The sequence below is a fragment of the Verrucomicrobiota bacterium genome (genome assembly GCA_039192515.1).
GTDB lineage: Bacteria > Verrucomicrobiota > Verrucomicrobiia > Methylacidiphilales > JBCCWR01 > JBCCWR01.
Genome location: JBCCXA010000004.1, coordinates 26,252 through 43,083, shown reverse-complemented (window position 1 = coordinate 43,083; position 16,832 = coordinate 26,252). Strand labels below are relative to the sequence as shown.

13 protein-coding genes are annotated in these 16,832 nt (G+C 41.3%); 2 read left to right on the top strand and 11 right to left on the bottom strand.

Annotated features, from left to right (window positions below; all coding sequences use genetic code 11):
• The first annotated feature begins 10 nt into the window (after positions 1-10).
• Entirely contained in the window at positions 11-889 is an 879-nt protein-coding gene (locus AAGA18_03140) for a glycine cleavage T C-terminal barrel domain-containing protein (GenBank protein MEM9444326.1), read from the top strand.
• A gap of 29 nt (positions 890-918) precedes the next feature.
• Here AAGA18_03140 and AAGA18_03135 read toward each other — a convergent pair whose 3' ends face one another.
• The 6 genes from AAGA18_03135 to aroE are packed head-to-tail and all read right to left on the bottom strand — an operon-like array spanning position 919 to position 7,146.
• Positions 919-2,334, bottom strand: a complete 1,416-nt coding sequence (locus tag AAGA18_03135) for an ankyrin repeat domain-containing protein (GenBank protein ID MEM9444325.1) — start codon at positions 2,332-2,334, stop codon at positions 919-921.
• Between the two features lie 59 nt (positions 2,335-2,393).
• Positions 2,394-3,494 (bottom strand): alanine dehydrogenase, encoded by a 1,101-nt coding sequence (gene ald, locus AAGA18_03130; GenBank protein ID MEM9444324.1) that lies wholly within the window; start codon positions 3,492-3,494, stop codon positions 2,394-2,396.
• Positions 3,491-4,279 (bottom strand): glycosyltransferase family 2 protein, encoded by a 789-nt coding sequence (locus AAGA18_03125; protein MEM9444323.1) that lies wholly within the window; start codon positions 4,277-4,279, stop codon positions 3,491-3,493. The genes ald and AAGA18_03125 overlap by 4 nt, the downstream gene beginning before the upstream one ends.
• Positions 4,280-4,287: 8 nt before the next feature.
• On the bottom strand, positions 4,288-5,400 hold the full coding sequence (locus tag AAGA18_03120) for a glycosyltransferase family 4 protein (GenBank protein MEM9444322.1): 1,113 nt from the start codon (positions 5,398-5,400) through the stop codon (positions 4,288-4,290).
• A 21-nt stretch (positions 5,401-5,421) separates the two neighbouring features.
• Positions 5,422-6,198 (bottom strand): prepilin peptidase, encoded by a 777-nt coding sequence (locus AAGA18_03115; GenBank protein MEM9444321.1) that lies wholly within the window; start codon positions 6,196-6,198, stop codon positions 5,422-5,424.
• Between the two features lie 36 nt (positions 6,199-6,234).
• Complete coding sequence (aroE, locus tag AAGA18_03110) at positions 6,235-7,146, bottom strand: shikimate dehydrogenase (GenBank protein ID MEM9444320.1); 912 nt, start codon at positions 7,144-7,146, stop codon at positions 6,235-6,237.
• Positions 7,147-7,762: 616 nt separating this feature from the next.
• On the opposite strand from aroE, the gene AAGA18_03105 reads away from it, so the two are divergent.
• Positions 7,763-8,989: an outer membrane protein transport protein gene (locus tag AAGA18_03105; protein ID MEM9444319.1), complete on the top strand. Its 1,227-nt coding sequence runs from the start codon at positions 7,763-7,765 to the stop codon at positions 8,987-8,989.
• On the opposite strand, the gene AAGA18_03100 is transcribed toward AAGA18_03105, so the two are convergent.
• The 5 genes from AAGA18_03100 to AAGA18_03080 are packed head-to-tail and all read right to left on the bottom strand — an operon-like array spanning position 8,986 to position 16,831.
• Positions 8,986-11,493 carry a VWA domain-containing protein gene (locus AAGA18_03100; GenBank protein MEM9444318.1) on the bottom strand — a complete coding sequence of 836 codons (2,508 nt, stop codon included), beginning with the start codon at positions 11,491-11,493 and terminating at the stop codon, positions 8,986-8,988. The two genes, AAGA18_03105 and AAGA18_03100, sit on opposite strands and share 4 nt — an antisense overlap.
• Before the next feature lie 12 nt (positions 11,494-11,505).
• Positions 11,506-13,278, bottom strand: a complete 1,773-nt coding sequence (locus AAGA18_03095; GenBank protein ID MEM9444317.1) for a BatA and WFA domain-containing protein — start codon at positions 13,276-13,278, stop codon at positions 11,506-11,508.
• On the bottom strand, positions 13,278-14,150 hold the full coding sequence (locus AAGA18_03090; protein MEM9444316.1) for a DUF58 domain-containing protein: 873 nt from the start codon (positions 14,148-14,150) through the stop codon (positions 13,278-13,280). The genes AAGA18_03095 and AAGA18_03090 overlap by 1 nt, the downstream gene beginning before the upstream one ends.
• Positions 14,147-15,169: a MoxR family ATPase gene (locus tag AAGA18_03085; protein MEM9444315.1), complete on the bottom strand. Its 1,023-nt coding sequence runs from the start codon at positions 15,167-15,169 to the stop codon at positions 14,147-14,149. Before AAGA18_03085 ends, AAGA18_03090 begins: the two co-directional genes overlap by 4 nt.
• 12 nt (positions 15,170-15,181) lie before the next feature.
• The gene (locus AAGA18_03080) at positions 15,182-16,831 is read right to left on the bottom strand and encodes a hypothetical protein (protein ID MEM9444314.1); all 1,650 of its coding nucleotides are present in this window, start codon (positions 16,829-16,831) and stop codon (positions 15,182-15,184) included.
• Position 16,832 lies beyond the last annotated feature (1 nt).

The following is a 16,832-nucleotide window of genomic DNA, read 5'->3' as shown; positions in this document are numbered from 1 at the left end:
CTAAGTAATCATGAGTCGAAGCCAACTCAATGAGATCTTGACTGACTACGATGGCGTGCTAGCCGGAGAAATAGCACTACCTATTTCTCCCAGATTAATTCTAGAGCTTAAAGGATCTGATCGTATCAGATATTTAAATGGTCAGGTGACAAGCGATGTTGCTAGCCTCCAAGAGAAACATTCACAATATTCATCCATTTGCACAAACAAAGGCAAGATGGTTGGGGATGGTTGGATCTCTAAAAATACAGACTCCTTTTTTGTGGATGCAGACCCCTCACTTGAAGAAACTTTAACTGCTAGGTTAGATCGCTATATCATTGCTGATGATGTAGAACTTGTAGATGTGTCACAAAGCTGGAAAATTTTTCATCTTATCACTCAGCGGCAACTAGATGCTAAATTAACATTTCAATCTAAACGGTATAACACACCCGGCATTGACATCTGGCTGCCTGCTGACCAGGAGTACGAACAGCCCGTTTGCTCAGCTAAAACAGCGACAGCAATTCGCATAGAAGCTGCCATGCCTCTATGGGGTAAAGATATTAGCGAAAAGAGCCTACCACCTGAAGGCAATCTAGACAAGCTGGCTATCAGCTATTCCAAAGGATGTTATACAGGCCAAGAGCCTATTGCCCGTATCAAAAGCAAAGGGCATGTGAATAAAAAACTCTGCCTCTTAAAAACCGACCATGATACATGTCCTAACTTACCAACAGAATTAACTAGAAATGGAGAAAAGTCTGGAATCCTCACAAGCTCATCGTTTTCTCCCAAGCACCAAGCAATCATTGCCCTAGGGCTTATTAAAAGAGGTCTACAAGAGACGGGCACCCAACATACATCCGGTGACATAATCTGGGAGATTATTGACCTTCCTTATTAAGACTTGTTCAAATTTAACTCAAATGATATCTACTTGTCTAATATACCAATTGCCGCTTCGTTCTTGAATTTAATAGCATGATCTAGAGCAAGTGAGCCATCTTCAGCTTTCACCCCTGGATCAACTCCAGCTTCAAGAAGTAGTTTGATGATCTCCTTGCCACCACTAGCAGCTCCTTCGTGTAACGCCGTTCCTCCTGCGTTACTCAGTTTATGAACATCAGCTCCTGCTTCTATGAGCATTTTTGCTATTTCAAGTCGATTCTTAGCTGCAGCAAAATGCAAAGGTGTCCAGCCAGTCTGATCACCTAAACTCAGAGAAGCGCCTCTCTCTATCAACACCCTAACAGACTCCTTCCCTCCTCTCTCTATCGCTAAGTGTAAAGGTGAGCGTTTGGAAGTTGTTAGTAAATCAAGTTTTCCTCCATAATCCGCCAATAGGCTTAAAATAGCCGGCTTATTACGAATAGCGGCTAAATGCAGAGCGCTAAATCCAGCTTTATTCTGTTCATTCACTACTGAAGAATCAATTTGGACATGAACCTTGATATCCTCAATGTCATTCTTAGCTATAGCCTTAGCTAAAGTTTCGTTTCTCTTAATTAAGGGTCTCTCGGATTCTACGCCACCTTCAGGTATACTTCCTTTAGCGACCCAAACAATACCATTGAGAATTACCTTTCTTAATTGATCAATTGTCCAATTCCAATGAAAGTGTCCACCTGTAAAACCAAACCCTCTTCCTGAACGACCGTTATCACTAACCCAGCTTAAATGCTGCATTTCTCCTCTTGTAACTTTTTCCCGAACAACCGGATTTCCTGACCTGGGGCCATTCTTACCTAATGTATCTAAAGATGGCACTACTGAAAGAATTGGACTTACTCCTTTCATGTTATCCCTAAACTTCATGTGATAGTACCATTCATCTTCAATAGCCGGGAAGTCTCCTACACCATTACTCACAATGTGCTCACTTACTTTAAATTCCTTCGCTTCCCAAATAGGATTCACAGACCAACCCACTTGGAATCTAGCGCCGATAGAGTCCATCAAAAAATTCCCGAGATCTTTATCTTCAGATTCTAATGCAAAATGTAATACGACAATACCCATTCCCTTTTTCCAGAGCTTCCGGATCTGATCAACACGACCATTAAGTACATGCTTTTCTAAGCCATCGCAAATAACCACTATTGCATCCGCTTCACTCAAAATTGAAGAATCATCAGGCCAGCCGGTATCAAGAACATGCGCATCGATTCCCAAACTACTAGTATTAAGTGCGTCAGCAAAAAGCTTGGCATCCTTTAAGTGTTCGTGGACTCCAGACTTGTGGCTATTAGCACCTGTTAAAAAATAAATCTGCTTATTTTTTTCATCCCCACAACCGACAAAAAATAAACAGATAATCGCACCAATAAGGTATGAAATCGCTTTAGACATAAAATAAGAATACGCCTTAATTTATCAATCTTGAAGCATAAATGATAGTGAGACAGCCTCTAAGTGACTATTGGCGCATAATCCAAGGAATGTGCATCCGCAACTGCTCGACATCTAATCTGACCATCCATCACATTAACTCCTTGCTTTAGTCCATCGTCTATTTTGCACGCCCCTGCCAAACCCTTTTGAGCCAAAAGTTCCACGTAAGTATAATTGATATTAGTTAGAGCCTCAGTTGCACTTCTGGAGTAGGCTCCCGGCATATTCGCTACACAGTAATGCAATATGTCTTCCTCAAAATAAGTAGGGTCTGTGTGTGTAGTCGGCTTTGTCGTTTCTACGCACCCGCCTTGATCTACTGCTACATCTACTACCACACTACCTGGTTTCATACTTTTTAACATCTCTCGTGTCACTAACTTAGGAGCCTTAGCTCCGGGCAATAGTACTGCACCAATCAACAAATCAACATGAGGCAATATTTCCATTAAATGGGCCTCATTTGAGTAAAAGGTGTGAGCATTTCTCATGCTAATATCCAGATAACGCATACGCTCTATGTCCACCTCTAAAATCGTAACATCTGCGCCTAAGCCTGTTGCCATTCTTGCGGCATTTACGCCACAAGTACCTCCGCCAAGTACTACAACTTTACCGGGAAGTACTCCAGGTACACCACCTAATAACACGCCTCTTCCACCCTTAGGCTTACTTAAATAATACCCTCCAACAATAACAGACATTCTCCCAGCTATTTCACTCATCGGTTCCAAAACTGGCAAGTGTCCATTACGCTCAACAGTCTCATAAGCAATAGCAGTAACTCCTGTATCCATAAGAACCTCTGTTAGTTTCTTATCGGCTGCTAAGTGTAAGAAGGTAAAGAGAAGCTGATCTTTCCTTAACAAGGAGTACTCCTCAGGTAAAGGCTCCTTAACTTTTACAATTAGATCAGCTCTTTCGAAAACTTCCTCATGTTTGGCTAGAATCTCAGATCCTGCTGCTTCGTATTCCTCATTAGCAAAACCTGAGCCTAGACCAGCGTCTTTTTCAATCAAAACTGTATGACCTAACTTGACAAGCTGATAGACACCAGATGGAATCAGAGCTACCCGGCTTTCTAACTCCTTAATTTCCTTAGGAATACCAATAATCATTTTAATTCGCCTTCTTTATCCTTTTCATCATGTCTTGAATTATCAAGTTGATACAAATATTTGTACTTCAGATAAACACCCCATGCATTACCCCATGCTATTTCAATACCTAGTATTCCATCCAAACAGCCTCTTTTCAATATTAGCCCCCTAAAGAATGTCCAAAGCGCATGAGCATACGCACAAACTACCGATACTCTTTTACCTTCTTCATACTTCGATTCGGCCCATAGTTTAGCGTATCGCCTCAATCTGTCACGGCGATCATTAGCATCAGTGTAGGTATAATGATTCAGCTCCCCTGACAAAGATACAACTCCTCCTTCTAGCTGCAACCTTTCATGCACTTTACCTCCTTCAAAACGGCCTTTTGTTTTCTGGAAAAATCTAACCAAATAATCTGGATACCAATCACCATGACGTATCCACTTTCCCCTAAAAAAAACAACCCGAGTAACTCTATAGCCTGTAATACCAGGGAGTGACTTCTCGTTTTTAAATTTTGTTAAGGAACTCCTCAACTCTTCAGACAATTCTTCATCTGCATCTAGATTTAGAATCCACTCATACTTAGCCTGATTGATGGCAAAATTTTTCTGGGCAACATAACCTTTCCATCTTTGATAAATGAACCTTGCACCAAAGCTTTCAGCCACATCTTTTGTGCGATCCTCACTGCCTGAATCAACCACAACTAACTCTTCTACCAAGCCACTTAAGCTTTTGAGACATCGGACTAAATTTTTCTCTTCATTGAAAGTGATGATAACTGCTGAAATTTTCATCTTGATTTTTAAGAGCTCATACTTGGAGCGATAGTGCGTTTGTAGAGCTGCTCCATTTTTTTACACATGATTTCAAGACTATATGCTTCTAACGCTTTTTGTCTGCCCGCAAGAGCTAAACGCTTTCGCAGTGATTGATCTTCTAAGAGTCTTATGACTGAATCCACAATTGCACTCTCACACCTAGGTTCTACCAGCAGCCCATTAACCTCATGCTGTATTACCTCTGGAATTCCACCGACTTTGGTCCCTACTATTGGTTTTGCCATAGCTTGAGCTTGCAATAGAATTTGAGGAATCCCTTCATGCGCGTATGAAGGCAACACCAAAACCTCTAAGAGATTGATTACTTCCACTACGTCCTCCTGGTGGCCTATCATCGAAACAGAATCCTCTAAGGACATTTCTGTAATCCAGTCACGAATAGCTGACTCCATAGGTCCTGCACCTGCAATCACAAAATGAACATCATTTCGTTGGTCTATCACTTTTCGTGCGGCTTCCAAAAAATAACGGTGTCCCTTCCAGCTTCGTAAAACGGAGATCATTCCAACCAATCTAAGATCGCGTGGTAAATGATATTTCTGAGTAATTTCAGTTTTGATCTCACTGGGACTAAACTTCTGCAAATCAATCCCTGTTGCCACACAAGAAACTTCATCCGGATTCAAATCGAGTCGCTCTACTAAATTCGTTTTGATTTTTTCACTCGTCGTGGTTATCACATGAGGAAGTATTCCAAAGGCCCACCGGCCTAACCATCTGTTAGGGTACTCAACATCTATATGTCTCGAACGCACTAAAGTGCAACCTGCCAGCCTCGCAGCAATACCTGCTATATAGCCATCTCGTGAGCTATGCGTATTTACTACCTCTGCTCCCCATTCATTCAAAAAAGTTCTCAGTTGTAGGATAGAAATCGGATACAAGAAACGATTAGATGAAAACACCTGACATAAAAACCCAGCGTCACGACATCTTTGTATAATCTGGCTTTTCTCTTGCGCCACTAGAGCCAATTCATGCCCTCGTTCACGCATGGCCATCATCTCTGTATAAATGCGTATTTCCTGCCCCCCCCAACCCAAGGAGGCTTCTGTATGAACAATACGAATTGCCATGGGATCAAAAGGACGAGCACATTACCTCAGGCCTGCTCCTTGCAAGTAGGCATCCATCCATTGGTTACCACCATAAATCCATATCAAAGCTGCCAAACACAAAAAGGGACCAAATGGCATAGGTACACCGAACATTTTCCCCTTTAGTAAAAGCAAGGTAATGCCATAGACTGAACCCATCACAGAGGAAACAGCTATAATGAAAATAGGTGCTTCCCAACCCAGGAAAGCGCCAAAAGCAGCCATAAGTTTAATATCCCCCATCCCCATTGCCTCTTTACGCAATATAATCGCCCCACCTATAGCAATCGCTAACAACATACCTCCTCCTATAAACCAGCCCCATACGCTGGATCGAAGAGCGCCCCAGTGCGATTCCACACCTTGAAGTACAGGAAAGGCAAAACTAAAGATCATACCTGCAACACACCCCCCAATGGACACCTCATCGGGAATAATAAAATGGTCAATATCGACAAAGGTCGCTACAATCAATCCACTAGCAAATACAGCATAAACAATTGCTTGAGCAGGGGCATACAAATGCCAAAGTGTTACAAAAACAATTGCTGTCAAAATCTCGACGATGAGATACCGGACATCCAGCTTAACAAATTTACACATACACCTTCCACGCAGAGCAATCCAGCTCACGACTGGTATGTTTAAGAACCATGGCAAAAATTTTCCGCAAGACATGCAATGGGAGCCCGGGGAAACTATTGATTTACCAGCAGGCAATCTATAAATACAGACATTTAGGAAAGAACCAACACAGGCACCCACTAAAATAGGCATGACGTAGCCTAGTAAATAATGCTGCAATTGCTCTCCCTACTCTGTTAACGCCTTTTTAAGGGCTTGCCTCATCTCTGCCAAGGGTGCTTCAACGCCTGTCCATATCTCAAATGACAAAGCTCCCTGGTGTAAGAGCATAGACAAACCATTAGCACACCTAGCACCCACTTTTTCCGCAGCTTGCAAAAGCTTCGTTTTAGAGGGCTTATAAATCGTGTCGTAGACAAATAAATGCGGCTGCAAGACTCGACTAGGTAAAACTGGAGGATCAGAGGACTTTAGTCCAAGGGACATACAGTTTACCACCAGGTCAATGGTATTGAGCTCTTCCTTCACTGGCTCTTCTTCAAAAGGAATGACCTTTAGCTTTTGTTCCGCGCCTACTAACTGCTCCGACTCAAAATAATGCTCGATAGACGAAGCAATACGTTGGGCTTTATCTACCGTACGGTTCACTAACACCAATCTCTCACAACTCTCTATCGCCGCCTGTGTGGCAATAGCTTGCCCCGCTCCTCCTATACCCAACACCATGATACGCATGTCACGAATATCGACAAAAAATTCTTCCCTAATCGCTCTAACCCAGCCCTCACCATCTGTATTGAAGCCTATGAGTTTTCCATTTTCGTTAAGGATGGTATTCGTTGCTCGCATCAATTGAGCATTCTCAGATGATTCATCTATTAGCTCCATTAACTTTGCTTTGTGAGGTAGAGTGCAATTCCAACCTTTGAATCTCATTTCCCGCATTTTTTGAATACCAGCCTCCAATTGATCAGGACTCAAGTGTATGCGCACATAGTTGGCTTGCCGATTAATCCCATTGAAGCCTGCTTGATGAAGATCCGGAGACAAAGAATGATCTACAGGATCGCCGATCACAGCATACCTATCTACATCGCCTGGAATCTCACCTATTTCATCTAAGTTATAGCTGTGTTTCACTACGCTGTATCATGACATATAATTTTTTTTAAGCCACAAAAGATTCTTGGCCTGAAATTGCTCTATTCTATGACTCATGAACACACTCAAGAATCATCGGTAACTTATCAAATGTTCGATTTATGAGCCTTTCCTTCTAAATACTTTCCTATTTTATCCCCTATTACCTACTTAATAGGTCTATTCTGATGGCAGCTTTCATGTTCGAATAAGACTATCATATTCTGTTTCAGCTTGAATCTAATAAGAACCTAAGCCCAATCCAAAAAAACAAAATTAATATGCAGAATGACTTATCCATGTTTGATAGCCATACACGCCTAGCCAATCACGAAGCTTGACGCTATCAAATTGAGTGACTTCGCTTGTAACTCAATGCCTATTTTAGACTTAACACCTTCGATGAAATAGATGACTTTGGCGCACTTACCCCACGATCAATTAAAAGGCCAGGAATCCTCCATCAATAGCCAAAGGATGCCCAGTAACAAAAGAAGCTTCTTCAGAAAGTAACCAAACGATTTGAATTTTGATTTTTACCATATATAGCTTAATCCACTGCTTCAATAGAATAATGTTGACAGTGAATACTTTAAAGTAATATAACTCGCCGATTATGGCTCGGCCAACACATTGTATGAAGCCTCTACGTTTCATGTCTTTATGCACGTTAACTCTTTGCCCTTTTATAACTCTTCAGGAATGTAAGGCTGTTGGCTTTCGGGTCTTAAATCAAAATGCTGATGCAGTTGGAAGAGGTAATTCATTTGTAGCAACTGCCGATAATCCCTCAGCTATCTATTACAACCCTGCTGGTATAACTCAGATAGAAGACAAACAATTACAATTTGGTTCTTATAATCTGTATTTTGAATCAGATCACCGCTCTGTAACTGGAAACAAAACAGATAGCACGGACAGACTATTTGCCATACCCCATTTTTATGTGACCTATAACCCTCCAGAAATGCCATTAGCTTTCGGGGTAGGTACTTATTCACCTTTTGGATTAGGTATCAGCTGGCCAAATGATTCAGGCTTTACCAGTATTATTACTAAAGCACGTATCCAGTATTTCACACTCAGTCCTGTCATCGCTTGGGAGGTCCTACCCAACCTTTCTATAGCTATAGGACCTACTATCAACTACAGTGCAACCCAAATAAAAAGCACTATTGGACTGACACCCGGAGATGAGTTCAGTTTCGATGGAACTGCCTGGGATTTTGGTTTTACTGCGGGCCTTATGTGGCAACCACATCCTCAATGGTCCTTTGGCTTTAACTACTTTAGTGAAACCAGTATGGACTACGATGGGGATCTTGGGCTAAAGCCTTTTAAAGATGTCCAAGATTCAGAAGGGACTCTTAACTATCCGAGTTTTTTATCATTTGGAATTTCATATCGCCCTACACCAAAATGGAACATAGAATTTAATGTGGAATATACAGATTGGGATTATTTAGAAGATATTACGATTTTGGATCCAACAGGACCCGACATAGGCATCCCTGTAGAATATACTTCAGGATTTATGTATAAAATCGGTGCCAGCTATAAATTTGATAATAAAATAACTTTAAACATAGGATATTTTTACACGGAGAATAACGTTGAAGATATTCACTTTACTCCTCAGGTGCCTGATACTGATTTACATACACTAGCCATTGGTATTGGCTACGAATATAAAAACTGGTATTACTCGGTAACTTATCAACACATCACTGGACCTTGGAGAGAAGTTCGAGGCAGCACACCATCAGCGATCGGTGAATCAGCAGACGGAGATTACCAATATACCTTCCATACATTAAGTATCTCGGCAACGGTTAAGTTCTAGATCCTTCTAAGCAGAATACCGAGGCATAGAAAGAACAACGCTAGAAAGTAAGCATAGTGATCGATACGCTTTTTGTGTTTCTTGACCGATAGATCTTCACGAATTTTATCTGGCTGATACAAGTCTGTCGCAAATAAGTATTGATCAAACTCTGTAGAGAGCCGATATTCAGCAGGATAGGGCCTGTGGTAATGGAACATACGGAGCTTATCGTGGTCCCGATCATGAATTCGCAAGGTAAGTTTTTTTTGGTCCAATAAGGGGACTTCCAATTGATAACGTCCTAGGCCTATTTCACGAACCGCCATCTCATTCATTTGGCCACTCTCATTAAGAATTTCTGCACTCCACTCAACCCTAGAAAGAGGAAATCCATTAGGCTCCTCTCTTTTAATATCAAAAGACCAAGCATCCTCAGTAACGCGTTGCTGAACATCAAAACCTTGTGGATCCAGTCGACGAATAATGGCCCTCAGTGCTTGCCCCCAAAATTTACCACATTCAGCCCAAGCTAGCCATTCCTCACCCCACTGCTCATTCATACTAGAGGTGTAAGCGAGGCCCATCCCTAGACCAAAACGAGAGATCGCCAGTAATGGATCTCCGCTATCGGTTGATAAAAGAACCTGGGCAGTTGGTTTAGCCTGAGTCATCACATAGCCTAATGCAAAAGGTAGATCTGCATCGCTATAACCAGACAACATAGGATGATCCCCAACTTGAACCGCTTGTACCAAGTCCTCTTTAATAGCAGATTTAGAGGCTTCCATCGTTTCTTTGGTAAAAATTTGCGGAACAGTAGATGGATCCATTGTTTCATAGTATCTGCCATTTCCAATCTGCGAGATCCGCGATAACAATTGCCTATCTGCACCTCCCCCTAAGGCTACACCTGATACAGTAATCCCAACATCTACCATAGACTGAGTTAATGTCTCGTGATCTGAAGCTTGAGTTCTACCATCTGTCAAAATAATCATATGTTTAACTTTTGCGATTGTGTTCTCAAGCATCTCCTTCCCTATCATCATAGCGGGGTATAGATTGGTCCCCCCTCCAGAAGATAAGGAATCTATAGCGGTGTGGATAGTTACAGATTCTGAAGCCAACTGCATATCAGAAATAATGAGTGGCGAACTATCAAACCCTATCACTGCAATTTGGTCATGTTTACTAAGAACATCGACGGCTGCTTTAGCAGCTTGCCTAGCCAAGGCGATAGGCAATCCTTTCATGGAACCAGACTTATCAATTACCAATACCATGGCCAATGTTGACTTTTCTTTTTCCTTCTCATAGCGAGATACTAAAGGCAATACTTCTTCAACGGGTGTTTGGAAATAACCTCCTAAACCAAAAGAGTTTTCAGAGCCAAACATCGCTAACGAACCTCCAAACTCAGTAACATATCTACGAATAAATTCCATTTGTCTAACATTCATCTGAGTAGCAGGAAAATTAGCTAACACGACAGAATCAAAAGAAAGCAACTCATCCATAGTGGTAGGTAAGCCGTTCCAGCCACGAAGCTCTACCTCAAAATCCTGGCCACGTAGGACCCTGGCGAATGGTCTCATATCCTCCTTTTCTTTATCTAAAACTAATACTCGTGGCTTACCTTGCACAGAGATGGTAGTAAGCAATTGATTATTAACTAAAAAATTATCCTCTTCCGCTACCACTTCAGCTTTCCAAACACTAGCTCCAGGTGTTGTCATTTTAACTTCAAAAGAAATGACCGTTTCACTATTTGCTAGAACATCCATTATTCGTTCACGAATCAGAACGCCTTTATGAAACAAACGTACTTTAACCTCACTGCTATAATTCGCCGATACTGTTGTATCCATACGGACCATTTCACCTAAGAACGCTCTATCCGAATTCGCCTTAAAATCTGTAAGCACTATTTCCTTCTGGCTGATAGGCGATAGACGGTGATGCTGTACTTCGACCCCTTCATTTTTCAAATTGGAAAGGACTTCTTGTAGCTCTTCTTGAATTACGACACCATCACTTAAAACGACTATCTTGTGAGCTTTACCTGCTGGCAGTTGTATTTGTGAAGCTAGAAGCCCATCCACCAACTTTGTAGCCGATCTAAATTCATCATCTGATTGCCCTTGCTTCCAAGTCTCTAAAACATCCTTAAATTCTGCTATCTCATAACGTTTCACGCCGTTAGCAAAAACAAACAATGCGTAGGAATCTCCAAGTTCTAGTTCACTTAACCCGTCTTCTACTCTTTCTATCGCATCTTCAACTGCTTTAAGATCGACTGATTCAGAAACATCTAGGAGAAAGTTCACATGAAGTTCTTTACTTTCAGTGAATAGATAAGGACCACATAATGCCAATAGTAGAAATAAGATACCTATAACCCTGCAAGCCAAAGAGAAACTCTTAAGCTTAGAGGGGCGGTCTACTAATGAGTAATAAAAACCGATTGCTAGGGGAATGAGTAGCAGGCTCCAGAGCAGTGGTTGGTACTGAGTTAACTCCATACCTACCTCTGACTAACCCACGAGCCTTCTATCATAAAGAATACTCTCGGCTACTAAAAAAATAATGGCTAATATCGTTAATAAATAAGCTATTGAGCGACCACGTGGAATCACATCAATCCTCTCTGCGAGAAGACGGCTTTCCAATAAAGAATCTTCCTCTGAAAGTAAAGAGCTGGAAAATTCCCAAGCACCTTCATCGTTTTTCATTGAATAATACCCTAAATTTTTTAGTGGACCATATTCTCTGTTGACTAAGGATGTCTGTTCCCCTGTTGGAAGTTGTAATAAAAACTCTTCCTGCGACTCTTTTCCAGGTAAGTCAACAAAGGTGCCTGTAGGATATGTCGCCTTAAAGTCTTGCTCACGACCCGCTAAAAACAGCGCAGAGTTGTATACTAGAATGGGAAACCATGCCGAAAAGTAAAAATCCGTTCCACTCGGATCCATATTCACAACAACTGCTCTTTGATTACCCTTCCTCACCTCATAAATCAGAGGAATGGCATCCTCATTTTCCACTAAAACTATGGCTTCGTCTGGAGCATTCAATTCCCTTGCCCCTAAGAAGGTCATCTGTGTTAATTCTAAATGCTCTATAACAGGGTGATCTTTAATGACAACACGTGGGCTAACTGAATCAATTTCTTTTCCCAAGGAATGCCACCAAGCAGATTCACCTAGAGGCTCAAAAAAGAGCACCGCCTCAGCATCCACACTACGGCGGTGAGAAACAACAAGATCCTCGCCTCCATTAACTAATTCGAGCAATCCTGATTCGCCTGAAAAAGCAAATACAGAGTGTTTATAAAAATAAGGGTCTTCAGCTTGAACTGAAATTTTTACGGGCTCTAACTCAGGTAAAACAAAGTGAACAAGATCATCCTTTTGAAAAGCATCATCCACTCTTAAACGAGCACTCCACTTTCCCGTAGCGGGATTGTCCAAGAAATAAACCTCAGGCTCATTAATACCAGGTCGAATCTCCAAAGGGATTATTTTTATCAGCACATCAGTGTCTTCATGCTTTAGTTCAAGGTCTACGCTGGTCTTCTCTTGATAAGTAGACGCAATCTGGAAGTAAAAACCTGCACGCCTACCAAGACCTGGAACAGATCGAAAATCTGCTGCTATAAGACCGATATTCTGTTGCGACTCACCAATAAGCACTAAACTAATATTCTCATCCTTTACCCAAGCTTCATTGATTGAGGCCCCATCACTTATAAGAAGCACTTGATAGTCCTCACTAACTCCTTTCAATTGGAATAAAGAGTCTAGGGATTTAGCGACCAAAGGCATATCTGTTCCTTCAATTAGGTCTATCGCCTCAACCAGCTCTCTGGTATGATAAGTTAAGTAGGTTCTATGCTTTATTTCTGAAGCGATACTAAATATGCCAATTTTTTGAGACCCATCCACAGCTCTCACAATTTTCTTAGCCTCACGCTTGGCTAACTCTAATCTTGAATACGTTCCCTCTAAGGTAGACATCGATGCTGATTCATCTATTAGAATAATAAGATCTTTCTTTTCTACAAAACTGAACTCAGGTCTAGTTAAAGCAAATATAGCCAAAGAAAAAGCAACTACCATCAGTAACAAGGACCACAAATTTCGTAGCCTCTGAAACAATGAATTGGTCTGTTTTTCAAAAAAAATTTTCTGCCATAGGAAAAGCGCCGTAGTCTTTTTGCGAGTAGGCTTAACCTTTAAGAAATAAATTCCCACCAGAGGAATTAAAGCAAGGAAGCTCCAGAAAAAGATGGGGGCTAAAAAATTCACTATCGAACTAATCCCCCACGTCTCAAAATATCTTCTACCACACTTTCAAAAGCATGATCCGGGCTTGTTGACGCAAGACCTATACCTCCCCTGGCACAAAAGCGGTTGAGCCCCTGATTCCACTCATTTACAGCTTCCTTATATTTCTGCGCTTCTTTAGGAGATACGGTCACCTTGACTCTATTACTACTTTCGATACATTCTAATTCTACATCCCCCTTTAAATCACATTCATAGTCCTGTTGATCTTGAACTTGTAGACAAAAAATTTCATGTCGATTCCACTGTAAAAGCTTCAAGCCTCTTTCAAAACCATTAGGATAAAGAAAATCAGAAATGATAATGACAACCCCTTTTCTACTATGCCTGGCCTGGAACTCTTTAATGGAAGACTCAAAATCCGTATCCTTCCCATAAACTTCAAGCTTTTCCAGTGATTTCAACAAAGAAAAGACTTTGCCTCTACCCCTACACGGATCAAAAACATTTTTAAGCCCCTCAGAAATCCCATAGACTGCCACACGATCTAGACAATTCAGACCTATATAACCCAAAGCCGCAGCTAGCTGCCTAGCAAAGAAAAACTTTGACTCCATAGAACGACTACAATCAATCAGAAGATAAATAATAGCATCCTCTTCCAACTCAAACATCTTTATGATTAACGTTTCGAACCTTGCATAAATACGCCAGTCAATTGCCCGATAATCATCTCCTAGTGAATATTCTGAGTAATCAGCAAATATAATTCCCGCTCCTTTCTTGCGAGACTTTCTATCTGCTTGAAGAGAACCTCCTAAAACCTTGCGAGCTAAGAGGTAAAGAGATTCAAGTTTACCAATAAAATCCGAGTCCGTTAACAAAGCATTCATGAAGAAACCTTAGCAATGACAGACTCTATAATTTTATCTGTAGAAATACCTTCCGCCTCCCCTTCGAACGAAAGAATCATACGATGCCTTAAGGCTGATTTTGCCAGACGTTCAATATCCTCTCGAGCGACATGAAAACGCCCTTCCAACAGAGCTCGAACTTTTGCAGATGAAAGAATGGCTTGCGCCCCTCTAGGTGAAGCTCCATGTCTTACGTATTTAGTTACTTCATCCGAAGCATTGTCATCACCAGGGTGTGTCGCTCGGACAATTTTCACTAAATAATCCTGCACCGTTTTATCAATAGGCACTTGCCTCGAGGTTTTACCCATGAAGAGAATATCTTCACCATTTGCGATTGACTTTAACTCTGGCTGAACAGTTCCACATGTTCGGTCTAGTATCTCCGAAAATTCCTCACGCGTTGGCAACTCCACATGTAACTTAAAAAAGAACCTGTCTAGTTGAGCTTCAGGCAATGGATAAGTACCTTCCTGTTCAATTGGGTTTTGAGTCGCCAAAGTAAAAAATGGAAGTTGCAACTGATGAGTTGCACCCGCAACAGTAACCGACTTCTCCTGCATGGTTTCTAAGAGTGCCGATTGAGTTTTAGGTGTTGCGCGGTTAATTTCATCAGCCAAAAGAACATTACAAAAAACTGGCCCAGGCTGAAATGTAAAAGCCTTATGTCCACTATCCTGCTCCATTAAAATTTGTGTTCCGACAATATCCGCAGGCAAGAGGTCAGGTGTAAATTGAATACGTTGAAAATTTAGATCCATGGCCTGCGCAATAGAATGCACCAATGCAGTTTTCCCCAACCCAGGGACGCCTTCCAATAAAACATGTCCACCGCAAACGACTGCAATAAGAACTTCTTCGATAAGAGACTGGTGACCTACTATAAAGCGGGAAACCTCGCTCTTTAGATTATTGAATGTTTCATTAAAATGCTTAGCACTATCCTCCAAACTTAATTCCTCTAGCGCAACTTGATGATCTGCTGGATTTGGTTCCATCTTATAATTCCTTTATTCTCCCTGATGAATATTCTCAAAATATGATTTAACTCCTTGACGAACCTCTTGAGGCACATCTTCTCTCTGAATGAATGACTCTACTTGATACTCAAAATCTTTGGTTATTTTTTTTGATACTCTGGTAACAGTCCCACTTCCTTGATTTGCTGATTCAAGTGCCCTCAATGAGGGCCCCGTTCCTTGAGCACCTTTCAATTGAGTCGCTAGTCCCGTTTTTGATTCAGTTGCCTGTGCTTCTCTACTAGAGTCTATTGATTGATTTCCAGCCAATTTCCCGCTTTGTGGCCCTTCATTTTTATCGATCGGTAATTTCTGTATAAACTCTCCTTGTATACCACTTAATGCAAATCTTAAGTTCTCTAGCCTCTGCTTTGCTTGATTCATCTTAGAGAGCGATTGCAGGCGCTGCGACAATTGCCTCAAATCCCCTTCCGCACTATCCAGTGAATTTTCAAAATCCTTAGTCATCTGCTCATTCTTCGGACTCTCATCCATATATTGACTCAATAATTGGTCTGCATTCTCTAAATTTTGCTTTAAGTTATCAAACAGATCCTTTAAGTGCTTTTGATTAGCGTCATGGTCATTCGCATCTTTTTGCTTTGCCATTTGTGGCATGTTGTTCTGCAAGCTAGCTCCTTGGTCCATTCTACTTGCTAAGCTGTCAGATGCAGATGCCATTCGTTGCGCTAAAGTCTTTAATTGCTCAAGCTGTCTTTTCTTTTCTGATAAATCTTCCTGTTTCTTCATTCTTGTCTGTTGGTCTTTCAACTTTTGAGCAGCTTGCCTGTATCTCTTGGCGCGCAACATTTCTCCTAACTCTTTGGACTCTCTTGCTCTAGCCAACTCGGTTCCCACCCTATTAAGCAGCTGCTCATCCTTTTTTCTTTGTATCGAAAAAGACAACTTATTCAATTTTCTCTCTAGCAGAGCATATTGTCTCAAAGCCTCTTCTCGATCCTTGGTGCTTTTGAGCTCTTGCACCCATTTTTTGAGTCGATCGGCCTTTATCAAATCACGCTCCTCGTTATCTACGGACTTTTCTTCTAAATCTTTCACTAGCTTCTCAAGCTCGCCTTTTATTTTTGCTGTCTCCCGTTCTGTTTCCAATTCTTCCTGTTGCTTTTTCAATAAAGACTCGGAAGGTCCTTTAAAAGCCATTAGGACAGAAACAAGACCAAGCACTAGGAGAACTGCAAATGAACGGCGAGGCAATTGATAGGCAATATGCTTTACAGATAGAGGCTTAATAACATTAACCGTCCTTCTAGCTTGTAAATCGTAGACCTCACCTTCAAGCCGACTCTTTGCAAAATTTCGACATGAAACTAAGCTATCTTTCAAATTAAAAAACCGATCTCCGTAAGCTGCCGCTTCATCCTTGGTAATCCTTCTAGACGTAAAATACAATAACCAAGTAACAATCGCTAATCCTCCCACTATCCCATAAATATACTTAGGAATTTCATGGCCTGTGAGCAGATAACTTGCACCAATTAAAACCATCAAGACTGCTGCTGCTGCACACGAATAAATGAAATAATTCCATAATCTGTGCTGATTGAGTCTTTTGCAAATACTAGCAATAAACTCTGTTACTCCAGCGCCTCTATCCGTTTCAATTTGCGTTAATTTATCCATA